Source organism: Mariniluteicoccus endophyticus (genome assembly GCF_054780035.1).
Window position 1 is genome coordinate 189,664 of record NZ_BAAGXC010000021.1, and the last position, 24,109, is coordinate 213,772.

The 24,109-nt window shown below is 70.9% G+C and carries 25 protein-coding genes; 11 read left to right on the forward strand and 14 right to left on the reverse strand.

The annotated features are described in order from the left end of the window. Positions 1-18: 18 nt before the first annotated feature. Both ACYVGD_RS11140 and ACYVGD_RS11145 read right to left on the reverse strand, forming a co-directional pair. The gene (locus ACYVGD_RS11140; protein ID WP_460743693.1) at positions 19-1,566 is read right to left on the reverse strand and encodes an acyl-CoA carboxylase subunit beta; all 1,548 of its coding nucleotides are present in this window, start codon (positions 1,564-1,566) and stop codon (positions 19-21) included. Positions 1,567-1,579: 13 nt separating this feature from the next. Beyond that, complete coding sequence (locus ACYVGD_RS11145; protein ID WP_460743694.1) at positions 1,580-2,773, reverse strand: acyl-CoA dehydrogenase family protein; 1,194 nt, start codon at positions 2,771-2,773, stop codon at positions 1,580-1,582. 164 nt (positions 2,774-2,937) lie between these two features. Here ACYVGD_RS11145 and ACYVGD_RS11150 point away from each other — a divergent pair, with 164 nt between their 5' ends. After that, positions 2,938-4,887 (forward strand): potassium transporter Kup, encoded by a 1,950-nt coding sequence (locus tag ACYVGD_RS11150; RefSeq protein WP_460743695.1) that lies wholly within the window; start codon positions 2,938-2,940, stop codon positions 4,885-4,887. A 5-nt stretch (positions 4,888-4,892) separates the two neighbouring features. Here the strand turns inward: ACYVGD_RS11150 and ACYVGD_RS11155 are convergent, their stop codons facing one another. Both ACYVGD_RS11155 and ACYVGD_RS11160 read right to left on the reverse strand, forming a co-directional pair. Next, positions 4,893-5,909, reverse strand: coding sequence for a magnesium transporter CorA family protein (locus ACYVGD_RS11155; protein ID WP_460743696.1), 1,017 nt, complete (start codon positions 5,907-5,909; stop codon positions 4,893-4,895). Between the two features lie 122 nt (positions 5,910-6,031). Beyond that, positions 6,032-6,271 (reverse strand): hypothetical protein, encoded by a 240-nt coding sequence (locus tag ACYVGD_RS11160; RefSeq protein WP_460743697.1) that lies wholly within the window; start codon positions 6,269-6,271, stop codon positions 6,032-6,034. 163 nt (positions 6,272-6,434) lie between these two features. On the opposite strand from ACYVGD_RS11160, the gene rpmB reads away from it, so the two are divergent. From rpmB to ACYVGD_RS11185, 5 genes are read left to right on the forward strand one after another with little or no spacing between them, the layout of a single operon-like run. Beyond that, positions 6,435-6,671: a 50S ribosomal protein L28 gene (gene rpmB / locus ACYVGD_RS11165; protein ID WP_460743698.1), complete on the forward strand. Its 237-nt coding sequence runs from the start codon at positions 6,435-6,437 to the stop codon at positions 6,669-6,671. Beyond that, a complete protein-coding gene (gene rpmG, locus ACYVGD_RS11170; protein WP_460743699.1) occupies positions 6,671-6,838 on the forward strand; it encodes a 50S ribosomal protein L33 in 168 nt (55 codons plus the stop codon). The genes rpmB and rpmG overlap by 1 nt, the downstream gene beginning before the upstream one ends. Beyond that, positions 6,838-7,143 (forward strand): 30S ribosomal protein S14, encoded by a 306-nt coding sequence (gene rpsN, locus ACYVGD_RS11175; RefSeq protein WP_460743701.1) that lies wholly within the window; start codon positions 6,838-6,840, stop codon positions 7,141-7,143. The genes rpmG and rpsN overlap by 1 nt, the downstream gene beginning before the upstream one ends. 4 nt (positions 7,144-7,147) lie before the next feature. Beyond that, positions 7,148-7,318 carry a 50S ribosomal protein L32 gene (gene rpmF, locus ACYVGD_RS11180; protein WP_460743702.1) on the forward strand — a complete coding sequence of 57 codons (171 nt, stop codon included), beginning with the start codon at positions 7,148-7,150 and terminating at the stop codon, positions 7,316-7,318. 31 nt (positions 7,319-7,349) lie between these two features. Then, positions 7,350-7,946 (forward strand): LamB/YcsF family protein, encoded by a 597-nt coding sequence (locus ACYVGD_RS11185; RefSeq protein ID WP_460743704.1) that lies wholly within the window; start codon positions 7,350-7,352, stop codon positions 7,944-7,946. 430 nt (positions 7,947-8,376) lie between these two features. Here ACYVGD_RS11185 and ACYVGD_RS11190 read toward each other — a convergent pair whose 3' ends face one another. Both ACYVGD_RS11190 and ACYVGD_RS11195 read right to left on the reverse strand, forming a co-directional pair. After that, positions 8,377-9,009 (reverse strand): TetR/AcrR family transcriptional regulator, encoded by a 633-nt coding sequence (locus ACYVGD_RS11190; RefSeq protein ID WP_460743705.1) that lies wholly within the window; start codon positions 9,007-9,009, stop codon positions 8,377-8,379. Further along, on the reverse strand, positions 8,994-9,869 hold the full coding sequence (locus ACYVGD_RS11195; RefSeq protein WP_460743707.1) for an alpha/beta fold hydrolase: 876 nt from the start codon (positions 9,867-9,869) through the stop codon (positions 8,994-8,996). Before ACYVGD_RS11195 ends, ACYVGD_RS11190 begins: the two co-directional genes overlap by 16 nt. Positions 9,870-9,998: 129 nt before the next feature. Between ACYVGD_RS11195 and ACYVGD_RS11200 the strand changes: the two genes are divergently transcribed. From ACYVGD_RS11200 to ACYVGD_RS11210, 3 genes are all read left to right on the forward strand, one after another. Continuing rightward, positions 9,999-11,768 (forward strand): acetyl/propionyl/methylcrotonyl-CoA carboxylase subunit alpha, encoded by a 1,770-nt coding sequence (locus tag ACYVGD_RS11200; protein ID WP_460743708.1) that lies wholly within the window; start codon positions 9,999-10,001, stop codon positions 11,766-11,768. A 105-nt stretch (positions 11,769-11,873) separates the two neighbouring features. Further along, on the forward strand, positions 11,874-12,497 hold the full coding sequence (locus ACYVGD_RS11205; RefSeq protein ID WP_460743710.1) for a hypothetical protein: 624 nt from the start codon (positions 11,874-11,876) through the stop codon (positions 12,495-12,497). A gap of 141 nt (positions 12,498-12,638) precedes the next feature. Next, positions 12,639-13,514 carry a peptidoglycan-binding protein gene (locus ACYVGD_RS11210; RefSeq protein ID WP_460743712.1) on the forward strand — a complete coding sequence of 292 codons (876 nt, stop codon included), beginning with the start codon at positions 12,639-12,641 and terminating at the stop codon, positions 13,512-13,514. On the opposite strand, the gene ACYVGD_RS11215 is transcribed toward ACYVGD_RS11210, so the two are convergent. Together ACYVGD_RS11215 and ACYVGD_RS11220 are read right to left on the reverse strand one after the other, a co-directional pair. Next, a complete protein-coding gene (locus tag ACYVGD_RS11215) occupies positions 13,504-14,328 on the reverse strand; it encodes an NAD-dependent protein deacetylase (RefSeq protein ID WP_460743714.1) in 825 nt (274 codons plus the stop codon). The genes ACYVGD_RS11210 and ACYVGD_RS11215 overlap by 11 nt on opposite strands. A gap of 7 nt (positions 14,329-14,335) precedes the next feature. Next, positions 14,336-15,781, reverse strand: coding sequence for an NAD(P)H-quinone dehydrogenase (locus ACYVGD_RS11220; RefSeq protein ID WP_460743715.1), 1,446 nt, complete (start codon positions 15,779-15,781; stop codon positions 14,336-14,338). A gap of 40 nt (positions 15,782-15,821) precedes the next feature. Between ACYVGD_RS11220 and ACYVGD_RS11225 the strand changes: the two genes are divergently transcribed. After that, positions 15,822-16,637 carry a purine-nucleoside phosphorylase gene (locus ACYVGD_RS11225; RefSeq protein ID WP_460743716.1) on the forward strand — a complete coding sequence of 272 codons (816 nt, stop codon included), beginning with the start codon at positions 15,822-15,824 and terminating at the stop codon, positions 16,635-16,637. Next, positions 16,637-18,307, forward strand: a complete 1,671-nt coding sequence (locus ACYVGD_RS11230; RefSeq protein WP_460743717.1) for a phospho-sugar mutase — start codon at positions 16,637-16,639, stop codon at positions 18,305-18,307. Before ACYVGD_RS11225 ends, ACYVGD_RS11230 begins: the two co-directional genes overlap by 1 nt. 18 nt (positions 18,308-18,325) lie before the next feature. On the opposite strand, the gene ACYVGD_RS11235 is transcribed toward ACYVGD_RS11230, so the two are convergent. From ACYVGD_RS11235 to ACYVGD_RS11260, 6 genes are all read right to left on the reverse strand, one after another. Then, positions 18,326-18,766 carry a PaaI family thioesterase gene (locus ACYVGD_RS11235; protein WP_460743718.1) on the reverse strand — a complete coding sequence of 147 codons (441 nt, stop codon included), beginning with the start codon at positions 18,764-18,766 and terminating at the stop codon, positions 18,326-18,328. Between the two features lies 1 nt (position 18,767). Beyond that, complete coding sequence (gene metG, locus ACYVGD_RS11240; RefSeq protein ID WP_460743719.1) at positions 18,768-20,558, reverse strand: methionine--tRNA ligase; 1,791 nt, start codon at positions 20,556-20,558, stop codon at positions 18,768-18,770. A 10-nt stretch (positions 20,559-20,568) separates the two neighbouring features. Beyond that, positions 20,569-21,504 (reverse strand): lysostaphin resistance A-like protein, encoded by a 936-nt coding sequence (locus ACYVGD_RS11245; protein WP_460743720.1) that lies wholly within the window; start codon positions 21,502-21,504, stop codon positions 20,569-20,571. Continuing rightward, positions 21,501-22,241 (reverse strand): hypothetical protein, encoded by a 741-nt coding sequence (locus tag ACYVGD_RS11250; RefSeq protein WP_460743721.1) that lies wholly within the window; start codon positions 22,239-22,241, stop codon positions 21,501-21,503. The genes ACYVGD_RS11245 and ACYVGD_RS11250 overlap by 4 nt, the downstream gene beginning before the upstream one ends. Next, entirely contained in the window at positions 22,238-22,561 is a 324-nt protein-coding gene (locus ACYVGD_RS11255; RefSeq protein ID WP_460743722.1) for a PadR family transcriptional regulator, read from the reverse strand. Before ACYVGD_RS11255 ends, ACYVGD_RS11250 begins: the two co-directional genes overlap by 4 nt. 185 nt (positions 22,562-22,746) lie before the next feature. Continuing rightward, positions 22,747-23,811: an adenosine deaminase gene (locus tag ACYVGD_RS11260; RefSeq protein WP_460743723.1), complete on the reverse strand. Its 1,065-nt coding sequence runs from the start codon at positions 23,809-23,811 to the stop codon at positions 22,747-22,749. Positions 23,812-24,109: the final 298 nt, after the last annotated feature.

Sequence of the window (24,109 nt, forward strand, 5' to 3'; positions counted from 1 at the left end):
CTGATCAAGTCTGGCACATCACACCGGGGGCACCCCGTGGTGACGGGTCGAGAAGTGACGGTCCTTGGTCGCGGCGGCCGCGAAGCGGGCGACGAGCTCGCCGCGCACCTCACCCGGCTCGATGATCCCGTCGATGACGAGGTCGGCGGCCAGACGCAGCACGTCGATGTCGACCTCATAATCGCGGCGCAGCTGCTCGACGTACGCGTCCCGCTCGGCCGGGTCGTCGATCGCCTGGATCTTGTTGGCGTAGACGGCGTTGACGGCGGCCTCGGGGCCCATGACGGCGATCTTGGCCGTCGGCAGCGCGAGGCAGGCGTCGGGCTCGAACCCCGGACCGCACATGGCGTACAGGCCGGCGCCGTAGGCCTTGCGCACCACCAGCGAGATGCTGGGCACGGTGGCCTGGGCCATCGCGGTGATCATCTTCGCGCCGTGGCGGATGATGCCCTGCTTCTCGACCTCGGAGCCGATCATGAAGCCCGGCACGTCGGCCAGGTAGAGCAGCGGAATGTTGAACGCGTCGCACAGCCAGATGAAGCGCGCGGCCTTGTCGGCGGAGTCGACGAACAGGACGCCACCTTTGACCGCCGGCTGGTTGGCGACGATGCCGACGGGCTGGCCCTCCAGGAGGCCGAAGCCGGTGACGAGCTCGGGCGCGAACAACGGCTTCATCTCGAAGAACGAGTCCTCGTCGATGATCGCCTCGATGACCGTGTTGATGTCGTAGCCCACCGACTCCGACATCGGCACCAGGTCGTCGGCGAACGGGCGGGCGGCCTGCCCCGCGTCGTAGGACGGCGGGCGTTCGCGCCAGTTCTGGGGCATGTAGGTGAAGTAGTGCTTGGCCTGCTCGATGGCGTCCTCGTCGTCGGAGGCGAGCAGGTCGCCACAACCCGACACCGACGCGTGCATGCGCGCGCCGCCCATCTCCTCGAGCGTCACCTTCTCGCCGACGACCATCTCGGCCATGCGGGGCGAGCCCAGGTACATCGACGCGTTCGCCTCGACCATGATCACGACATCGGTGAAGGCCGGGATGTACGCGCCGCCCGCGGCCGACGGGCCGAACAGGCAGCAGATCTGCGGCACCTTGCCCGACAGGCGGACCTGGTTCTTGAAGATCTTGCCGGCACCACGGCGGCCCGGGAACAGCTCGACCTGATCGGTGATGCGGGCGCCGGCGGAGTCGATGAACCAGAAGATCGGCAGCTCGTCGCGCAGCGCGACCTCGGTGATGCGGATGATCTTCTCGACCGTGCGCGCACCCCACGAGCCGGCCTTGACCGACGGGTCGTTGGCCACCACGAGGGCCGGGCGGCCGTCGACGAGGCCGCGACCGGTCAGCACGCCGTCCGCGGGCAGTCCCTTGGCCTGGGCGTTGGCGAGCTGGCCGTCCTCGACGAAGGTGCCCTCGTCGAACAGGATGTTGATGCGGTCGCGGACGAACAGCTTGTTCTGCGACGCCAGCTTCTCGGCGGCCTTCGCCGGCGGGGCGAGTGTCAGCTCTCGGGCAGCGCGGATGGAGGCGGCATCACTGATGCCGGCGGGCCGGGTCTCGATCACAGGACTGATCCAATCATTCGACCGGCAGGCCCATGCCGCGGGCGATGAGCATGCGCTGGACCTCGGAGGTGCCCTCGCCGATCTCGAGGATCTTGGCGTCGCGGTAGAAGCGCGCGACCGGGTATTCCTCCATGAAGCCGTAGCCGCCGAAGATCTGCGTCGCGATGCGCGTCGCGGAGACGGCCGCCTCGGACGTGTAGAGCTTTGCGATGGCGGCGGCACGCTTGAAGGAGGCGATCTGGGCCTGGGTCTTGGAGCCGTGATCGATGGCATCCTTCTGGGCGGCGGCAGAGTAGGTCAGCAGGTGGGCCGTGTGGACCATGACGTCGAGGTCGGCCAGCTGGAAGGCCACGCCCTGCTTGCGGCCGATGGGCGCGCCGAAGCTCTTGCGGTCCAGCGCGTATTCCAGCGCCATGTCGCGGCAGGCGCGGATGCAGCCCAGGGCGAGCGCCGAGATGGCGACGCGGCCGTCGTCGAGCGTCGACAGGAACTGTCCGTAGCCCTTGCCGCGGGCGCCGAGCAGGTTCTCCTCGGGGACGCGGCAGTTCTCGAACGTGAGCGGGTGGGTGTCGGAGCTGTGCCAGCCGAGCTTGTGGTACGCCGGCTCCACCGTGAAGCCCTCGGTGCCGTTGGGGACCGTGATGGCCGAGATCTCGGGCTTGCCGTCCTCGCGCGTGCCGGTGCGAGCGGTGACGGTGACGACCGAGGTGATGTCGGTGCCGGAGTTGGTGATGAACTGCTTCGAGCCGTTGATGACCCACTGGCCGTCGACGACGTCGGCGCGCGTCTTCGTCGCGCCGGCGTCGGAGCCCGCCTCGGGCTCGGTGAGGCCGAAGCCTGCGAGCGTCTTGCCGGCGATCAGATCGGGCAGCCAGCGCTCCTTCTGCTCCTGCGAGCCGAAGGTCGCGATCGGGTTGATGCCGAGGCCGACGGCGGCCTCGAGCGTGATGCCGAGCGCTTGGTCGACCTTGCCGAGCTCCTCGATCGCGACGCAGAGCGACGTGAAGTCGCCGCCGCCGCCGAACTCCTCGGGGGCGTGGAGGCCGAACAGGCCCATCTCGCCCATCTGCTTGACGACCTCGAGGGGGAAACGGCCCTCGGCGTCCCACTTGGCGCAGTGGGGGGCGACCTGCGTACGCGCGAAGTCGGCGACGGACTCGCGGAAGTCGTTGTGCTCCTGCGAGAGCTGGAACGAGGGCTCGGACATGCTGGTGCTCCTTGGGTCGACAGGTGACGCCGGTTCAGCGCGTGATGTGGCTCACCTCGGAGAAAACGTAGGGTGTCCTAGTATTTCTGACAACCCCCGAAATCGGGTGCAGGAAAAGGCCGACCTTTCTTCCAGATGGTCAGCGGCGGGCGCATACTGAGCAGGTGAGTACGCAGACCGAGGCACCCGCGCCGTCGCCCTCCAACACCCCCGCGGCGTCCTCCCGCCACAATCCGCAGGGTAAGGGCTTCGGTCTCGCGCTCGCCGCGCTCGGCGTCGTCTTCGGCGACATCGGCACCAGCCCCCTCTATTCGCTGCAGACGGTGTTCAGCATCGAGCACAACACCGTCGACCCCTCCCCCGGTGACGTGTACGGCGTCATCTCGATGGCGGTGTGGGCGATCGTGCTCATCGTCACCGTGAAATACCTCGCGCTGGTCATGCGCGCCGACAACGAGGGCGAGGGCGGCATTCTCGCCCTCGTGTGGCTGCTTCGCGACAAGCTGGGCGACACCAAGAAGCTCGCGGGCATCGCCCTGATGATGGGCATCGTCGGCGCCTCGCTGTTCCTGGGCGACAGCATGATCACCCCCGCCATCTCGGTCATGTCGGCCGTGGAGGGCATCACGGTCGGCCACCCGGGCCTCGAGGGCATCGTCATGCCCGTCTCGATCGCGATCCTGGTCGTCCTCTTCGTCGCCCAGCGCTGGGGCACGGGTCGGGTCGGTCGAGCCTTCGGCCCCGTCATGGCTCTGTGGTTCCTCACCCTGTTCGCCCTCGGCCTGCCGCAGGTGATCGCCCACCCGCAGATCCTCGGCGCACTGTCGCCCCACCACGCGTGGGTCTTCATGATCTCCCGCCCGTGGGTGGCCTTCATCGCCATGGGCGCGGTCGTCCTCACGATCACCGGCGCCGAGGCCCTGTACGCCGACATGGGCCACTTCGGGCGTACGCCCATCCGCCGCGCGTGGTTCGCGATGGTACTCCCGGCACTGCTGGTGAACTACCTGGGCCAGGGCGCCATGCTGCTGGATGATCCCCGCAAGATCGACAGCCCGTTCTTCCATCTCGCCCCCGCCTGGGCGCAGGTGCCGATCGTCGTGCTGGCGACCGTCGCCACGGTCATCGCGTCTCAGGCGGTCATCTCAGGCGCCTTCTCGGTCGCCCAGCAGGCCCAGCGCCTGTCGCTGCTGCCGCGCCTGACCATCAAGCACACGTCGAGGGAGGAGGGCGGCCAGATCTACGTGCCGGCGGTGAACTGGATCCTGTTCGCCGGCGTCCTCACGCTCATCCTCGTCTTCGGCACCTCGGCCCACCTCGCGTCGGCGTATGGCCTGTCGGTGACCGGCACGCTCATCCTCGAGATGCTGCTGTTCCTTTTCCTCGCCCACCACGTGTGGGAGTGGGCCTGGTGGAAGATCGCCCTGGTCGGCGTGTTCATCGGCGGCATGGAGGCCGTGTTCTTCGCCGCCAACCTCATGAAGCTGTTCTCCGGCGGCTGGGTCCCGCTGGTCATCGCCGGCGTCGCGATCACCATCATGCTCACGTGGCGCCGAGGAGCCGCCATCGCCACCCAGCGCCGCGAGGCCGTCGAGGGACCGCTGCCGGGCTTCCTCGAGAAGGTCCGTCGCGGTGGCGTCGACCGCATCCCGGGCGTGGCGGTCGTGCCCCACCCGAACAGCACGACCACTCCGCTGGCGCTCAAGACCTCGGTCGAGGTCTTCGGCACCCTGCCGGAGACCGTCGTGCTCGTCTCGATCGTCCAGGAGCCAGTCCCCCACATCCGCCACGTCGACCGCGTCGAGGTCAGCGACCTGGGCGACCCGCGCGACGGTGTGTGGCAGGTTTCCTACCACGTGGGGTTCAACGACAGCCCCCACATCCCCGCGGCGGTCGAGTGGGCCACGCGGCAGTTCCCCGAGCTCGACTTCGACCCGTTGCAGGTGCACTTCCTCCTGTCGGTCGCCGACCTGCGGCCCGACCCCGACAGCCCGATGCCGCTGTGGCAGGAGCGCATCTTCCTGACGCTCTCGGCGAACTCGGCCCGGCGCACGCAGGTGTTCAGCCTGCCTCCGGACCGCACGATCGTGATGGGTTCGCAAGTCCGGGTCTGAGCCGGTCAGATCCAGTCGGCCTTCTTCAGCGCCGCATACATGAGGACGGTGGACACCAGGATCGCGCCGAGCGAGAAGTAGACGCCGATCGGCTGGCCGTCGCCCGGGAACGGCACGTTCTGGCCGAACCACCCGGTGATGGCGGTGGGCACGGCGATGACGGCGGCCCATCCGGCGAGCTTCTTCATGACCAGGTTGAGCTGGGCGTCCTGGAGCGACAGGTTGGTCTCGAAGATCGACCCGACCACGTCGCGCAGCGACTCGGTCCACTCCGAGGCGCGCATCACGTGGTCGTAGAGGTCCTGGTAGTAGCCGTCGAGCTCGTGCCCGTGGGCGTGCTCGCCGCCGAACCGCATCACGGCGTTGACGACCTCACGCATCGGCAGGACGACCCGCCGGAGCTCGACGAGCTCCTTGCGCAGCCGGTAGACGCGCTGCTGGATCTGCCTGCGCGAGCGCGCCCCGGGCGCGAAGAGCTCGTCCTCGAGGTCCTCCGCGGCGTCGTCCATCTGTTGGATGGTGTCGAAGTGTCCGTCGACGACGACGTCGAGCAATCCGTGGACCAGCGCTCCCGGGCCGAGCCCCAGCAGGGCCGGGTCCTCGGCCCAGCGGGCCTCCACCGGCGCCGTGTCGAAGTGGGCCCCGTCGGTCTCGGGACGGATCGTCAGCAGGGCGGTCGGCAGGACGAACCCCGAGACACGCGCGACGTGGAGGCGCGAGTCGTGCGCCTCGCCCCCGCCGCCGGGATCACCCAGCCGCGTCCCGTACGCAGTGAAGAACGTGTGGGAGCGGTGGCGAGTGGCCTTGGGCCGCTCCCCCGGGGCCACCGCGTCCTCCAGCGCATGGCGGTCGAGCCCCAGCTGGTCGGCCAGCACCGCCAGCTGTGCCGGGTCGGAGTCGTCCAGGTCGACCCAGACAAGGGTCTCGGGATCGGTCACCAGGCCATGGACGGCCTCGATCTCCTGGGGGCAGTCGACCTGGTGGCCGTCGCGCCATGCGACGATGCGTACGCGTGCACTCACCCGACCAGTCTGCACCCGTTCACTCATCGCTCGCGGTGCACATCCGCGGGCCGACCTCACGCCCGAGCGCCGACTGGGCGGCGTCGTACGGCTCGGTCGTGCGCGTCACGACAAGCACCGGCTCAGCCCGCGTCCCGCTCCGACCCGTCACCCAGCCACGGCGCGAAGCCGTCCTCGCGGCCGATCCACTCGGCCACGCGCGTGGCCTCGAAGTCGGTCATCACGACATCGGCGAGGGCCCGCTCGATGCGGCCGCGCTCATCGGGGTCGATGCCGGTGATGACCAGCCGCGTGTGCGGCGTGCCGCTCCCCCACATGCCCGCCGAGCCGAGCGACAGCTGGCCGCCCGAGCCGCCCCACACACAGACCTGCTGGGGACGCGTCGGCAGGTCGTCGCCGAAGACGTCGTCGAAGACGGTGAACGGGTCGACGACGCCTCTGGGGTTTGGGAATCTTTGTGAATCTGATTATCATTAGCCTTTCTGTCCGTGCAACCTGTATCCCTACGAACCACCGAGGAGGACCATGTCCGCCCGTTGCCAGGTCACCGGCGCCGTGCCGGGGTTCGGCCACAACGTGCCGTGGTCGAAGAAGAGGACCAAGCGTCGCTTCGACCCGAACATCCAGCGCAAGCGCTACTTCGTACCCAGCCTGGGCCGCAACGTCACGCTCACCGTGTCGGCCCGCGGCATCAAGACCATCGACCAGCGCGGCATCGACGCCGTCGCCCGTGAGCTCATCGCCCGAGGGGAGAAAATCTGATGGCCAAGCGCTCCGACGTCCGCCCCATCATCAAGCTCCGGTCCACCGCCGGGACCGGTTACACCTACGTCACCAAGAAGAACCGCCGCAACGACCCCGACCGCCTCGTGCTCATGAAGTACGGCCCGATCGTCCGACGGCACGTCGAGTTCAAGGAGCAGCGCTGATGGCCAAGAAGTCCAAGATCGCGCGCAACCAGCAACGAGCCGCGCTCGTGGAGCGGTACGCCGCCCGCCGCGCCCGGCTCAAGGCCGTCATCGACGCGCCCGACACCCCGTGGGACGAGCGCATGGAGGCGGTACACAAGCTGTCGAAACTGCCGCGCAACTCCTCCCCCACGCGCCTGCGCAACCGCGACTCCGTCGACGGGCGCCCCCGCGCGTACATCCGCAAGGCGGGCATCTCCCGCGTGCGGTTCCGCGAGATGGCCCACCGGGGCGAGCTGCCGGGCATCACGAAGTCGAGCTGGTGATCCCATGGCCGTCCCCAAGCGCAAGATGTCCCGCTCCAACACCCGCCACCGCCGGGCCCAGTGGAAGGCCAAGGCCCCCGACCTGGTCCCGATCCGCGTGCAGGGCAAGGAGATCCGCGTGCCCCGGCGGCTGGTGCGCGCCTACCAGGAGGGTCTGATCGATCCCGACCGGTGACGGTGGGCCGACCAGCGCCTACAGTGACGGGATGGGCATCGACGTGAACGCGAACGTCGGCGAGTCGTTCGGCATCTGGTCCCGGGGTGACGACGACGCGCTGTGGAAGCACGTGACGACCGCCGCCGTCGCGTGCGGCTTCCACGCCGGCGACGCACCGACCATGCGGCGGTGCGTCGACCGGATCGTGGAGCACGACCTGCGGCTGTGCGGCCTGGTCGGCTACCGCGATCTGGCCGGCTTCGGCAACCGGTTCCTCGACGTGGCCCCCGACGAGCTCGCCGCCGAGGTCGTCTACCAGCTGGGCGCCCTCGACGGGCTCGCGCTCGTCGCCGGCGGCAACCTCAGCGCCGTGCGGCTGGCCGGGGCGCTGGGCACCACCACCGACAAGGCCCAGGTCGAGGCGGTCGTCGCCGCGGTAGCCGGCTACGACCCGAAGCTGGTGCTGCTCACCGCCTCGGACGCGTACACCCGCGCCGCCACCGCGCGCGACCTGCCCGTCCAGCGCGAGGTGGAGGCGACGCCCGACCCCGCGGCCGCCGTCGCCGCCGCGAAGCGTGGGCGCGTCCAGACCGTCCACGTGACGGCGGCCAACGCTGCCCGCGTCGCCGGCCTGCTGAAGGCCTGACCCGCCGCGCCGCCGGCGCTGGCCAAACCGGCGAGCGGGGCCAAACCGGCACGCGGGGCCAAACCGGCGCGCGGGGGCTGCGCGGGTGACGCTCCGCGGCTGGGACGGCGCACCGGCGGCCCGCTGGTCCCGTGGGTTCGCGCCGTCTTCACGCCGCTTCCGCGCCTCCCGCCTCCGCCCCCCACGCTTCGCCCGCCGTTGCCCGGCGCGCCGTGCTCGATCGTCCGTTCTCGGCCGCGACGAGCCCGCAGACCTGCTGGGATCTCCGGATCGGGGACGATCGAGCACGCCCCGGGCCTCGAGCGCTGCCACCAGCCGCCCAACCCCGCGGCGCACAGTCACTCCCGGACGTGTCCAATCGCCCCCGATACAGACCCATCCCGGGTCTTGGGGCGTGCCGCGGCCACGAGCGGACAATCGGGCACGGCACTCACCGGCCCAGCAGGGCCACCAGCTCCATCCAGGCGCCCGGGTCGACCTCGCCCTGGCCGGTCTCGAGGGAGGAGACCATGAGCGCAAGGGCGTCGGCGGCGCCCTCGAGGTGCTCGGGGTCGTCGACGCCGACGATGCGGCCGATCGTGAGGAATCCCGTCATGGCCGCCGACAGCGCGAGCGCGACCGCCCCCGGGTCGACGTCGGGCCGCAGTGCGCCGCCCTCCTGCAGCGCCACCACGTAGGCCACCAGCGCCACGTGCCGCGCCCGGTAGCGGTTGTCCTCGACCTGCGCCACGTAGGAGCCCAGGACCGCGCGGTCGTCGAGCAGCGCCGCCGACATCAGCCGGTCGGTGACCATGGCGACGACCATCCGCCGGTAGGCCTCCCCCAATCCGGGCGGAGGCCCGGCCCGGCGTACGCGGCCCGCCAGCCGCCGCATCGAGCGCCGCAGCAGCTCGTCGACGATGGCGTCCTTCGACTCGAACTCCAGGTAGACCGCGCCCTTGCCGATGCCCACCCGGGCCGCGACCTCGGCGACGGTCATCGCGTCGAAGCCGACGTCGAGCACCATCGCCTCGGCCACGTCGAGGATGCGGCGGCGCCGTTCGGGAATCAGCGGACGCGGCACACGCGCCCCAGGAAGGTCGAGACAGCCTCGAGCGTCTCGCGGGGGGCGTCACGCTGCACCCAGTGCCGTCCGCCCGGGACGACCACCAGCTCGGCATCGGCGAGCCGGTCGGCCGCCTGGCGCGCCCAGCGCAGCGGGACGCCGGGATCCTTCTCCCCGTGCACGAGCAGCACGGGGCAGCCCAGCTCGCCCAGGCGGTCCCGATAGTCGGTACGCAGCCCGCGGAAGGTCACCTCGCCCAGCTGCCACTGCTGGAAGTACTTCGCCGAGTCGCCGCGCAGGGCCCCGACCAGCAGCTCGTCGAAACCGGCGGGGAAGGCAGCCGGGTCACGCACCAGCGACGACATGGACGCCCGCACCAGCCGGGGGCTGCGCGCGATCGTCCGGGTGGCCCAGGGCCCGAGCCGCGACCACACCCACAGCGCGGCCGCGCCCTGCGCCCACCGCCCCATCCCGGGCATGAGGCCATAGCTGCCCAGCAGGACCAGCCCGGGCACCGGCCGCCCGGCCGCGGCGCGCCGCAGCGCAAGTCCCAGGGACACCCCGCCGCCCATCGACAGCCCGCCGACGACGGCGTCCTCAAGCCCGAGGGCGTCGACGAACTCGGCCGCGCGGGCCTCCAGCTCCGCCTGGCCCTGGCGGCCCTTCGGCGGCCCGCTGTGGCCGTACCCGGGGGCGTCGGGTGCGTACGCGGCATAGCCCCGCTCGGCGAGCGGGTCGAGCAGGCCGCCCCAGGAGAGCTCGGCGGAGTCGGCGCCGCCGCCGTGCAGGAGCACCAGCCGCCCGCGCGGGGTGCCGGCGGGTTCGGCGACGAGGTACGAGACCGCCGCCCGGTCGAGCGGGACCACCCGTCGTTCCATCGGACACCTCCTGAGCACCTTCGTTGTGACCAATTGACTCCTTCGGTCACTAAAAGTCAACCCGTTCTCCTGCGTGTCGCCGCGTACGCGCCCTAGAGTGACGAGAGCAACCCCGATCAAGGAGGATCCATGGCCCTGTCCAAGGTGCTCATCGCCAACCGCGGCGAGATCGCCGTCCGCGTCATCCGCGCGGCGCGCGACGCCGGTATCGGCTCCGTGGCCGTCTACGCCGACCCCGACGCCGACTCGCTGTTCGTGAAGCTCGCCGACGAGGCGTACGCGCTGAACGGCGCCACGCCCGCCGAGACCTACCTCGACGTGCAGAAGATCCTCGACGTCGCCAAGCAGTCCGGCGCCGACGCGGTCCACCCCGGCTACGGCTTCCTCGCCGAGAACGCCGACTTCGCCCAGGCCGTCCTCGACGCCGACCTCGTCTGGATCGGCCCGCCCCCGTCGGCCATCGACGGCCTCGGCGACAAGGTCAAGGCCCGCCACATCGCCCAGAAGGCCGGTGCCCCGCTGGTCCCCGGCACGCCCGACCCGGTCAAGGACGCCGACGAGGTCGTGAAGTTCGCCGAGGAGCACGGCCTGCCGATCGCCATCAAGGCCGCCTTCGGCGGCGGCGGCCGCGGTCTGAAGGTCGCCCGCGAGTTGAACGAGGTCGCCGAGCTCTTCGAGTCGGCCACGCGCGAGGCCGTCACCGCGTTCGGCCGCGGCGAGTGCTTCGTCGAGCGCTACCTCGACAAGCCCCGCCACGTCGAGACCCAGTGCCTCGCCGACCAGCACGGCAACGTCGTGGTCGTCTCGACCCGTGACTGCTCGCTGCAGCGCCGCCACCAGAAGCTCGTCGAGGAGGCCCCCGCGCCATTCCTGTCCGACGACCAGATGAAGACCCTCTACGAGTCGTCGAAGGCCATCCTGAAGGAGGCTGGCTACGTCGGCGCCGGCACGTGCGAGTTCCTCGTCGGCCAGGATGGCACGATCTCGTTCCTCGAGGTCAACACGCGCCTCCAGGTCGAGCACCCCGTCTCCGAGGAGGTGACCGGGCTCGACCTCGTCCGCGAGATGTTCCGCATCGCCGACGGCGAGGAGCTCGGCTACGACGACCCGGAGGTCCGCGGCCACTCGATCGAGTTCCGCATCAACGCCGAGGACGCCGGCCGCAACTTCATGCCCGCCCCGGGCACCCTGACCGATTGGCACGCGCCGGCCGGACCGGGCGTCCGCGTCGACGAGGGCTACCTCACCGGCATGACCGTCCCCGGCTCGTTCGACTCGCTCGTGGCGAAGGTCATCGTCAGCGGCGCGACCCGCGAGCAGGCCATCCAGCGCTCCCGCCGCGCTCTGGCCGAGACGATCATCGATGGCATGCCCACGGTCGTCCCGTTCCACAAGGCGGTGCTCGAGGACCCGGCCTACGTCGCGGCCGACGGCGACTTCAAGGTCCACACCCGCTGGATCGAGACCGAGTTCGACAACCAGATCGAGCCGTACGCCGGCGGCGGCACCGGGGCTCCCGAGGCCGAGGAGAAGACGTCCGTCGTCGTCGAGGTCAACGGCAAGCGTGTCGAGGTCAAGCTCCCCGCGAGCCTCGGCTCGATGACCGCCGGCAAGGCGAGCGGCAAGAAGCCGCCGAAGCGCCGACGCTCCGGCTCGGCCGCCTCGGCCGCCTCCTCGGAGTCGCTCACGTCCCCGATGCAGGGCACCATCGTCAAGGTCGCCGTCAGCGACGGCGACATGGTCAACGAGGGCGACCAGATCGTCGTCCTCGAGGCCATGAAGATGGAGCAACCGCTGAACGCCCACCGCTCCGGCAAGGTCACCAAGCTGGCCGCCGAGGTCGGTGTGACGGTCTCCAGCGGCGCGGTCATCTGCGAGATCGTGGACGCGGAGGGCTGACCCCTCGGCGAATCTGACCCCGGGCCGCTTTCCCAGATTCAAGAATCTCCTGTGAAAGCGGCCCATCGCTGTCTTTCTGCGGTCGGGCGCAGGAAGATGGCGGGCGTGACGGGATTCGTGATGCTTGCTGCCCTCGTGGCGATCGCAGCCTGCGTCCTCGTGGTGCGGTGGCACCTGGCGACGCGGCGCGTTCGCGTCACCGAGGCCGAGCTTGCCGACCAGCTCGCCGCCGCCTCCCGCGCCGCGTCCGAGGACGTCACCCTGTTCACCGAGGAGCTCGACACCGCCCAGGTCGAGGTCGAGCAGCGGCGCCTCGACGAGTCCGCGGCCCGCGCGCTGTGGCGCGCCCGACGCGCCTGCGGCGAGGCACGCAGCGCCCTCGACCGGGTCGCCCGGCCCGAAGACCTCGCGCTCGTCACCCGCACGCTCGCCGAGGGCCGTTTCGCCTTGGCGTACGCGAGGTCGCGACTGCGCGGCGGCCCGCGACCCGAGCGCTGCACCCCCTGCTTCTTCAACCCGGCCCACGGCCCGTCGACCGCCGAGGTCCTCTGGGCCCCCGCCGGCGAGGACGCGCCCCGCATGGTGCCCGCTTGCGCGGCCGACGCCGCGCGGGTCAGCGAGGGCGCGCTGCCGAACATCCGCACCGTCCCCGTGGGCGTCGAGAGACTCCCCTACTGGGCCGCCGGCCCCGCGTTCGAGGCGTACGCCGAGGGTTACCAGAGCGCCTGAGAGCGCCCTCCCCAAGGATGTTCCCCGGACGGAATTCTCCGAGGAACCTTCCACCCTTCCGGCCGTTTCCCGTGGCGTCGCCGACCCCTAACTTCTGAGGTGTTCCCGCTCCCCCCGCGCAGAGACCTCCCAGGAGTAGACATGAAGAAGCAGCTCGTCGCCGGCGCCGCCGCCCTCGCCCTCGCCGTCGGTGGCGGAGTCGCCACCGCGACCGTGCCCGGCCTGATCGACTCGGCCGCGGCCAAGAACTACTCACGTTCCGCCTACGGCTCGAACCCGCACGCGGGCAAGAACCCGAACGCCCAGAACGGCTGGGGCCCTGCCGCGTGGCCCAATTGCCCCTCCGCCTCCCAGATGGCGACCGCCCAGTCGAAGTCCGGCGACAAGGCCGTCGTGCGCAGGGAGCTCGCCCCGCTGGTGTCCGAGCTGATGACCCGCACCGAGGCCATGGGCTACAACATCCGGATGTCCGGCGGCTTCAACTGCCGACCGATCCGCGGCTCGAAGACGATCCCCTCGAACCACTCGAAGGGCAAGGCCGTCGACATCAACTGGGACAAGAACCCGATGGGCAGCAAGTTCGTGTCCGACATCCCGCCGGCGGTCGTGAAGATGTGGGAGGAGGCAGGCTTCTACTGGGGCGGCCGCTACTCGGGTCGTCCCGACGCCATGCACTTCGAGTACGTCCTCCCGCCCTCGGCCGTCCAGGGCAAGCTCAACGCGCTGCGCGGCAAGAACGGCCCGAAGCCCACGACGAAGCCGACCTCCAAGCCGACCACCCCGGCCAGCTGTGACTTCGCCAAGACCGACCAGAAGGTCTGGCAGAAGAACTCGCGCAACGACGCCGCCTCGGTCAAGGAGGTCCAGTGCCGGCTGAACGCGCGCGGTCACAAGCTCGTGGTCGACGGCAAGTTCGGCCCGAAGACCGACGCCGCGGTCCGTTCCTTCCAGCGCTCCCACGGCCTGGCCGCTGACGGCATCGTCGGCCCGAAGACCTGGGCGAAGCTCAACGGCTGAGCGACAGCTCCCATTCGAGCAGGAACTCGCTGCAGCCCTCCTCGAGCCTGAGCGCGGCCAGCTCGTCGCCGCGCGTGGCACCCCGGTTCACGATCGTGACCGGGGTGCCACGCTTCGCGGCGGCGCGTACGAACCGCAGGCCCGACATCACCGTGAGCGACGAGCCGAGGACCAGCAGCGAGTCGGCGGCCTCGACCATGGCGAAGCAGCGCTCCACGCGCGGCTTCGGCACCGACTCGCCGAAGAAGACGACGTCGGGCTTGAGCACTCCCCCGCAGCGCACGCACTCGGGGACGACGAAGTCCTCCCACGCGTCCACCACGGCATCGCCGTCGGGCCGCAGCTCGGCCTGACCCGCGGCAATGTCCTCCGCACCCGGCGCGCGGCCGGGGTTCATGGCGGCCAGGCGGGCCTGCAGCGCCGCACGCGACGACGTGGCCCCGCAGTCGAGACAGATGACGTCGGACAGCCGGCCGTGGAGCGCGACGACGGGTGACGACCCCGCCGCCTCGTGGAGCCCGTCGACGTTCTGGGTGATGACACCCGTCACCGGACCCCCGGCCGTCGCGCCGAGACGCGCCAGCGCCCGGTGTCCCTCGTTCGGCTCGGCCTCGCCCATGCGTGCCCAGCCGTGGTACGACCGCGCCCAGTAGCGCCGCCGGTTCTCGGCGGAGCGCACGAACTCGGCGTACAGCATCGGGTTCGCGCGGGGTGCGTTCGGCCCGCGGTAGTCGGGGATGCCCGAGTCGGTGGACATCCCGGCCCCGGACAATACGCAGACCCCGCCGATCAGCCCGGTCAGGCGCGCACTCACGTGGGGATCAGCCCTGCTTCTGGGCCTGGGTCGGCTGGGCGCGGTGGTCGAGCTTCTGGGTCGAGTGGCCGTGGAGGCGGCGGGCCGCCTCGGCGATGGACCCCGACAGCGACGGGTAGACCGTGAAGTCCTGGGCGAAGTTGTCGACCGTGATCTTCTCCGACACCGCCAGCGCGATCGGGTGGATCAGCTCCGACGCCTTCGGGGCGACGACCACGCCGCCCACGATGATGCCCGTCGTGGGCAGGCAGAACAGCTTCACGAAGCCGTCGGACAGGCCCATCATCTTGGCGCGCGCGTTGGTCGCGAGCGGGAGGTTCACGCAGAGCGCCTGCACGTCGCCGGAGTCGACCTGCTTCTGGGTCACGCCGACGGTGGCGATCTCGGGGGCCGTGAAGACGTTGGACGACACGCTGGAGGTGTCGAGCGGCGCGACGGCGTCACCGAGCGCGTGCCACATGGCGATGCGGCCCTGCATGGCCGCGACCGAGGCCAGAGCGAACACGCCCGTGCAGTCGCCGGCGGCGTAAACGCCCCACTGGGAGGTGCGCGAGACCTTGTCGACCTTGATATAGCCGCGCTCGTCGACCTCCACGCCCGCGTCCTCGAGGCCGATGCCGCGCGTGTTGGGGATTGAGCCGACCGCCATCAGGCAGTGGGAGCCCTCGACCGTCTCACCGCCCTCGAGGTGGCAGACGACCTTGTCGCCCCGGCGCTCGACCTTGACGGCGCGCGACCGCGAGCGGATGTCCATGCCGCGGCGCTCGAAGACGTCCTGAAGGACCTTCGCGGCGTCGGCGTCCTCGCCCGGCAGCACGGTGTCGCGCGAGGAGACCAGCACGACGTCGACGCCGAGGGCGTCGTACGCGTTGGCGAACTCGGCACCCGTGACACCGGAGCCGACGACGATGAGCTTCTCGGGCAGCTCGGTGAGGTTGTAGACCTGGGTCCAGGTGAGGATGCGCTCGCCGTCGGGGCGGGCGTCGGTCAGCTCGCGCGGCGTCGTGCCGGTCGCGATCAAGACGGCCTCGGCCTCGAACGTCTGCTCGTCGTCCTCGGTGCGGGCGACGACGGTGTGGGGGCCGATCATGCGACCGCGGCCCACGACGACGTTGATGCCTTGGGCACGCAGGTTGTCGCGGATGTCCCGCGACTGGGCGCGGGCCAGCTCGAGCACGCGGCGGTTGACCTTGCCGAGGTCGACGCGTACGCCCTCGGCGTTGTCGGTGGCGTCGTCGTCGTCGATGTTGATGCCGAGCTTCTCGGCGTTCTGGATCGTCGTCATGACCTCGGCGGTCGCGATGAGCGTCTTCGAGGGGACGCAGTCGGTGAGGACCGCGGAACCGCCCATGCCGTCGCTCTCGATGAGGGTCACGTCACCGCCCAGCTGGTTGGCCACCAGGGCCGCCTCATATCCGCCGGGTCCTCCACCAATGATCACGACTCGAGTCACGGGGCCATTCTGGCACGTCCGGTCCCATTACGCTGGCCGGGTGAGCAACCAGACCCCGTCCCCCGACCCCCGTACCCTCGCCGCCGACGCGGCGGACGCGCTGCGTGCGCGTCTGGGCATCGACCACGCCGACCTCGCCCTCGTCCTGGGTTCCGGCTGGTCGGCCGCCGCCGACGACCTCGGCGAGCCAATGGCCGCCGTCAACCTGGCCGATCTGCCGGGGTTCCACCAGCCTGTCGTCGCCGGCCACGGCGGTCAGGTACGCGCCGTGCGCACCCCCGCCGGCAAGGTCGCCCTCGTCCTGACCGGGCGTACGCACTTCTACGAGGGGCGCGGCGTCGACGCGGTCGTCCACGGCGTACGCACGGTCGCGGCGGCCGGCGCACGTACGCTCGTGCTGACCAACGGCTGCGGTTCGCTGCGCACCGAGTGGGGGCCGGGTACGCCGGTCTTGATCAGCGACCACATCAACCTGACCGCCGACACCCCCCTGCGCGGCGCGGCGTTCATCGACATGTCGGAGGCCTACTCCTCGCGGCTGCGCGATCTCGCCCGCCAGGTCACGCCCGACCTGCCCGAGGGCGTCTACGTCCAGTTCCGCGGGCCCCAGTACGAGACCCCGGCCGAGGTCCGCATGGCCAAGGTGCTGGGCGGCGACCTCGTCGGCATGTCCACGACCCTGGAGACCATCGCCGCGCGAGAGGCGGGCCTCGAGGTGCTCGGCATCTCGCTGGCCACCAACCTGGCCGCCGGCATCTCCCCCACCCCGCTCGACCACGCCGAGGTCATTCAGGCGGGCAAGGACGCGGCACCGAAGCTGCGTGCGCTGCTCCGCGGCCTGGCGGAGGTGCTGTGATGCTGTCGTCCGCCACCGCCGACGCCGCCCGCGCCTGGGCGGCCACCGACATCGACCCGCAGACCAAGGAGCAGCTCACCGGCCTGCTGGCCCGTGCCGAGGGCGGCGACGCCGGTGCGACCGCCGAGATCGAGTCGGCGTTCGCCGGCCCGCTCGAGTTCGGCACCGCGGGCCTGCGCGGCCCGCTCGGCCCCGGCCCCGCCCGCATGAACCGCGTCGTGGTGTGCCGCACCGCCGCCGGGTTCGCCACCCACCTCTACCGCCACGGCATGACCGGCAGCGTGCTCATCGGTTACGACGCCCGCCACAACTCCGAGATCTTCGCCCGCGACACGGCCGAGATCTTCGTCGCTCTCGGCTTCCGCCCGATCCTGGCGCCCCACCCCGTGCCGACGCCCCTAGTGGCGTACGGCATCCGCAAGGCCCACTGCGTCGCCGGAATCGTCGTCACGGCCTCCCACAACCCGCCTGAGGACAACGGCTACAAGGTCTACCTGGGCGACGGCTCCCAGATCATCCCGCCGAACGACGTGCTGATCGCCGCCGCGATCGCGGAGTTCGACTCCGTCGACGTGGCCGACCTGCCGCGCTCCGACGATTACCTCACGATGGGCGACGACCTCGTCGATTCCTACGTGCGCCGGGTCTCGGGCCTGGCCGGCGACGGCCCGAAGGACGTGCGCTGGGTCCACACCGCCATGCACGGCGTCGGCTCCGCGACGGTCCGCCGGGTCGTCGAGGCGGCGGGCTTCCCCGCGGCGTGCGAGGTCGCCGAGCAGGCCGAGCCCGACCCCGACTTCCCGACCGTCTCATTCCCCAACCCCGAGGAGCCCGGCGCGATCGACCTCGCGCTCGAGCTGGCCCGCCGCGAGGACGTCGACGTCGTCCTCGCCAACGACCCCGACGCCGACCGTTGCGCCGTGGCGATCCGGGACCCGCGCGTGGCCGACAACGGTCTCGACGGCTGGCGCATCCTCCACGGCGACGAGCTCGGCGCCCTGCTCGCCGACGACTTCTGCCGTCGCGGCGTCCAAGGCGTGTACGCCAGCTCGGTCGTCTCCGGCTCCCAGCTCGCCCGCATCGCCGAGGCCGCGGGACAACAGCACGTGACGACGCTGACCGGGTTCAAGTGGATCGGCCGCGTCCCCGGCCTGGCGTTCGGCTACGAGGAAGCCATCGGCTACTGCTGCGACCCCGAGACCGTGGCCGACAAGGACGGCGTCTCCGCGCTGGTCACCGTGCTGGCGCTGACCGCCCGGCTCAAGGCCGAGGGCCGCACCATCGCCGACCGGCTCGACGACATCGCGCTGGCCACCGGTGTCCACAAGAACGCCCAGTGGGCCGTACGCGTCGACGACCTGTCCCTCATCACGCAGGCGATGGACCGCCTGCGCGCGAACCCGCCGGCCGAGCTCGCGGGCGAGTCCGTCGCGTACGCCGACCTGGCCGAGGGCTCGGACATGCTGCCGGCCACCGACGGCGTCCAGCTGCGCGGCGACTCGGTGACGGTGACCGTCCGTCCGTCGGGCACCGAGCCGAAGCTGAAGTGCTACCTCGAAGCCCGCGAGGGCGTCGAGGAGACCCGCGCCGACCTCGCTGCGGCCCGAGACCGGGCCGACGCCAGGATCACGCAACTGCAGGCCGGGATCGCCGCTGCGCTGGGGCTCTGATCGCCTGGGGCTGACCGCTCAGCCCTGACGCGGTGCGGCGGCCTCGACCACGGCCATCGTGCAGCGGGAGATGCAGACCAGTTTGCCGTCGGGATTGGTGATGCGGATGTCCCAGACCTGCGTACGCCGCCCCAGGTTCACCGCGGTGGCCTCGCCGGTCACCCAGCCGTCACTGACGGGGCGGATGTGGTTGGCGTTGATTTCCATGCCGACGGCGTGGGTCTTCTCGGGGTCGAGGGTGCAGACGGCGGCCCACGACGCGAGCGTCTCGGCGAACGCCACCGAGGCGCCGCCGTGGAGCACGCCGAACGGCTGGTGGGTGCGCGGGTCGACCGGCATGCGACCGACCAAGGAGCTCTCGCGGAACTCGACGAGCTCGATGCCGAGGTGACCGACGAGCGAGTCGGCGCTGGCGTGGTTGATCTTCTCCGGGGTTGGGTCGCCGAACCAGATGCCCATGTCAGGCTCCTTCGATCGGGGCCCACTCGGGGCCGGTCTGACCCAGCTTGTCGTCGAGCTTGGCGAACAGCGGGGTCGGCTTGACCAGCGGCTGGCCGACCTTGATCGGGCGGTGCTCCCAGCGGGCCTGCTCCGAGGCGTACTCGCCCATGAGGACGGGGTAGTCGGTGTTGCCCTCCTCGGAGACCTCGTGGATCTCGGGCTGGGCGGCCCAGACACCCTCGCCGCCGAGCGCCTCGAACACCTTCTGGGCCGAGTGTGGCAGGAACGGCGTCATCATCGTGTTGACGTCGGAGACCACCTGGAGCGCGGTGTGGAGCACGGTGTCACGGCGGGCCGGGTCGTCCTTGAGCTTCCAGGGTTCGACCTCAGACAGGTAGCGGTTGGCCAGCGAGGCGACGCGCATCGCCTCGGTGATGGCGTTCTTGAACTTGTTGTGGGCCAGCAGCTCGCCGACGGTGTCGAAGCCCTTCTTCGACGCCTCGAGCAGGCGGGCGTCGATGTCGTGGACCTCGCCGAGGGCGGGAATCTCGCCGTTGTTCTTGTGTGCCATCGAGATCGAGCGGTTGACGAGGTTGCCCCACTCGTTGGCGAGCTCGGAGTTGGTGCGGCGCACGAACTCGTCCCACGTGAAGTCGGTGTCGTTGTTCTCGGGGCCGGCGATCGCGATGAAGTAGCGCAGCGCGTCGGGGCCGAACTCCTTGAGGAAGTCGCCGACGTAGATGACCTTGCCGCGCGAGGTGGAGAACTTCGAGCCCGACATCGTCAGGTATTCGGAGCTGACGACCTCGGTGGGCAGGTTGAGCTCGCCGAACATCTCGTTCGAGCCGCCACGCGAGCCCCTGCCGTTCTGGCCCAGGAGCAGGCCCGGCCAGATGACGGAGTGAAAGACGATGTTGTCCTTGCCGAGGAAGTAGTAGGACTTCGACTCGGGGTCGAGCCACCACTTCTTCCAGGCGTCGGGCTCGCCGGTTCGCCGCGACCACTCGATCGACGCGGACAGGTAGCCGATGACCGCGTCGAACCACACGTACAGGCGCTTCATCGGCTGGTCGCGCCACTCGTCGAGCGGGATCGGGACGCCCCAGTCGAGGTCGCGCGTGATGGCGCGCGGGCGCAGGTCGTCGATCAGGTTGGTGGAATATTTCAGCACGTTGGGGCGCCAGTCGGTGCGCGCCGAGACCCAGCGTCCGAGCTCCTCGGCCAGTGCCGGCAGGTCGAGGAAGAAGTGTTCGGTCTCGACGAACTTCGGGGCCTCGCCGTTGATGCGCGAGCGCGGGTTCTTGAGGTCGATCGGGTCGAGCTGGTTGCCGCAGTTGTCGCACTGGTCGCCGCGCGCGCCGTCGTAGCCGCAGATCGGGCAGGTGCCCTCGATGTAGCGGTCGGGAAGCGTACGCCCCGTCGACGGCGAGATCGCGCCCTTGGCGGGCTTGGCGACGACGTAGCCGTTCTTGTAGAGCGCAAGGAAGAGGTCCTGAACGACCTTGTAGTGGTTCTGCGTCGTCGTACGCGTGAACAGGTCGTAGCTCAGGCCGAGCCCGTGGAGGTCCTCGACGATGACGCGGTTGTATTTGTCCGCGAGCTGGCGCGGGGTGATGCCCTCGTTCTCGGCCTGGACGGAGATCGGTGTGCCGTGCTCGTCGGTTCCCGAGACCATGAGCACGTCGTGGCCCGACATCCGCATGAAGCGGGAGAACACGTCGGAGGGGACACCGAAACCGGAGACGTGACCGATGTGTCGCGGGCCGTTGGCGTACGGCCAGGCGACGGCGGTCAGAACGTTTGAGCACATGGTGCTCACCCTATCGCCGGGGCCCGACGGCCTCCATCTCGAGCGCGCCCCCGGACACGCGGGCCCGGCGCTGGAGCACCAGCAGGACGACCACGGCCACGACGGCCGCGACCGGCCAGCCACCCCAGCCCATGACGGTCCCCTGGCGCATGTCGGTGGGCGCCGACGCGCTCGACAACGCCATCGCGCTGCTGCCGACGAGGGCGTTGAACAACCCGTGGCCGTAGGCGGCGGCCCACGTGCTGCGCGACACGTGGCGCACCCAGGTGAAGACCACCCCGATGAATGTGCACGTCGCCGACATGGCCAGCAGGGCCAGCCAGCGCGGCCCCTGGGGGTAGTTGTAGCCCAGCAGGATCACCGGCGCGTGCCAGCAGCCCCAGACGACGCCCGAGACCACCGCCGCCATCCACACGCCCAGGCGGTCGGCGAGCCTCGGGAACAGGAAGCCGCGCCAGCCGACCTCCTCCCCCATCGCGGGGATGGTGTTGACCAGGCCCAGCGGGATGGTCTGCACGATCGAGACGACCGCGAGCAGCCCCAGCGGCATCGGCGGCATCGGCTGGCCGTGGGCCTGCGCCTCGAGGATCGCCCGCAGTCCGGAGAAGTCACGGAGGTCCGCGGTGTAGGTCCCGAACGCGACCGACGTCGCCAGCCCGCCGAGCACGACCAGCAGGATCAGGCCGACGGCGTACGCCAACCCCACCGTCAGGCCACGGTCGCCGCGGATCGCGAACACCTCGGCGGCGACCTGCCTCAGCGGCGTCCCTTCGAGCCGGCGCACGCCCAGCGTGGCGAGCAGCGGCGTGAACATCATCAGCACGAGCGCCGGCATCACCCACGGCGAGGCGAGGTGGCGCGGGTCGAGCCACAGCGGCAGCGCGACGAGCCAGGCCAGGGCGTACGCACCGACGACGTACGCGGCGATCGAGCGCCAGCCGCTCATCGCCGCGCCTCGGCGACGTGGCGTACGCCCGCGCGGATCGGCAGGACCGTCATGGCGAGCTCGATGGCGACCGGTGCGACGACGACCAGCGGGCCCGCCCATGGGAGGGCGCGGTCGGCGCGAGCCCTCGCAGCGAGGCCGGCCAGCAGTGCGGAGGTGCCGGCCGCGGACGCCGCCAGTGCCGGGCGCGTGACGGCCTGCGTGCCCTCCCCCCGGGCACCCCAGGCCGCCGCCCCGGCCGCCACCGCGGTCGGGACCATCAACCAGCGGGGGTCCATGGTGCGAGTGACCCGGCCGGCGAGGTCGACGTTCATCGCCACGGGTCGACCACGCCGGATCGCGTTCGCGGCAGCTGTGGCCGTCACCACGGCACAGGCGGCCGGTACGACTCGCGTGAGCCGGCGTACGCGCCCGGGCACCGCCGCGGCGACGTCGTCGTCGAGGTCGTCGGGACGCAGCCAGCCGAGGCGCACGGCCACCGCACCCGCGTTGACCCGCCAGCCCCAGCCGAACGCGCGGCGGACGAGGAACATCGGGCTCTGCGGCGCCCACACCCCGGGATCGGGCTCGGGACCCTCGGGGCGCAGCGCGGCGGCATACGCGGCGGGATCACCCAGCTCAGACGGGTCGACGCCATCGGCCATCAGCTGGTCGAGGTCGTCGAGCGCGGCGCGGCGCTGGGCCGGCGTGAGGCCGCGGAGGTGGGCGGCCACGAGGCGGGTGTAGTCGTGCATCATTCCCCCAGGAGTGAGGTCAGGGACGCCGACAGCTCGCGCCAGGCCGCGCCGAGCGCATCAAGGCGGGCGTGGCCGGCCGGGGTCAGCGAGTAGTACTTGCGCGGCGGCCCGGACGGGGACTCCTCCCAGTGGGTGTCGACCGAGCCCGCCGTCCTGAGGCGGGTCAGCAACGGGTAGACCGTGCCGGTGCCCGCGTCGAGGCCGGGCAGCCCGGACAGTCGGGCGACGAGCTCGCCGCCGTAGCGGGGGCCGCCCCGGAGGATGGCGAGCACGGCGATCTCCAGCGCCCCTTTGCGGAGCTGGGTGGACTCGTCGGCCATGGTCATCCTCGCGTCTTCGATAGGCATCCCGGGTTGTATGTTTTACATACTACCTTGCCATAGCATGTAAGCGAGGTCACCGCCGTGTGGCTGACGGTCGGAAGGTTGTCGAATGGATCACCACCGAGGTTCGAGGTGTGGCCGACTCCCACGGGCTCGGCGACGGCGAGGATTTCCAGGAGCGATCAGGCGTACGCGTCCATGACCTCGTCCATGAGCGTCTGGCGTCCGTCGAGATCCCAGAAGGCGGCGTCCAGCGCGTTCATGGTCCAGGCCCCGAGCACGTCCGTGTCGAAGCCGAACGCCTCGTGCAGGTGGAGAAACTCCTCGCTGAGCGTGGTCCGCGACATCAGCCGGTTGTCGCACGACAGCGTGATCGTGAAGCCGAGCTCCTCAAGCAGGCCGACGGGGTGCTCGGCGTACGACGCGGCGATGCCCGTCTGAAGGTTCGACGTCGGGCACACCTCGAGCGGGACGCGGTGGTCGCGGATGTACGCGGCGATGCGGCCGAGCCTCCAGCCGTCACCGTCACGGGTGATGTCCTCGGCGATGCGTACGCCGTGGCCCAGCCGGTGGGCCCCACAGGTCTGGAGCGCGGCATGGATCGAGGCCGGCCCGTCGGCCTCGCCGGCGTGGATCGTGACGGAGCCGTTCGCGCCGCGCACCAGGGCGAAAGCCTCGCGGTGGTCGTCGGCGGGAAAGCCTGCCTCGGGCCCCGCGATGTCGAAACCCGCAACGCCGCGGTCCCGGTGGGCGACGGCGAGCTCGGCGATCTCCCGCGTACGCCCGGCCTGACGCATGCCCGACAGAATCTGACGGGCCACGACGGGCGTGCCCTGCTCACGCGACAGCCCCATGCCCTCGTCGAGGCCGGCCTGGACCGCCTCGACCGCCTGGTCGAGGGTGAGTCCCTGCTGGAGGTGCTGCTCGGGCGCCCATCGCGACTCGGCGTACACGACACCATCGGCGGCCATGTCCTCCACGAACTCGCGGGCGATGCGGCGCAGGTCGTCGGCGGTCTGCATCACGGCGATGGTGTGACTGAACGTCGACAGGTAGCGCTCCAGCGAGCCCGAGTCGGCGGCGTCGAAGAACCAGTCAGCCAGGGCCTCGGGGGTGTCAGCCGGGACCTCGTGACCGATGCGGTGGGCGATGTCGAGGACCGTGGCGGCGCGTACGCCCCCGTCGAGGTGGTCGTGAAGGGCCACCTTGGGCAGGAGGCGGATCGTTGCGTGGTCGAGCGTGGTCATCCGCCCATTCTCACGCACCGTGCCCGGTCGTCCCCACCGTGCCCGGTCGTCCCCACCGTGCCCGGTCGTCCCACCGTGCCCGATCGTCCCACCGTGCCCGATCCCCTCGTGGGGTCATTCCCGATCATCCCCTCCTCGCACACCCGTGCGCGATCGTCCCCTCGTGGCGCGCCCGTGCGCGATCGTCCCCTCGTGGCGCGCCCGTGCCCGATTGTCCCTTCCTGATCGCGTCATGCCGCTGCGGAGGGCACGAGGCGCCAGGAAGGGACGATCGAGCACGCTGTCTGCGCCGGTCGTG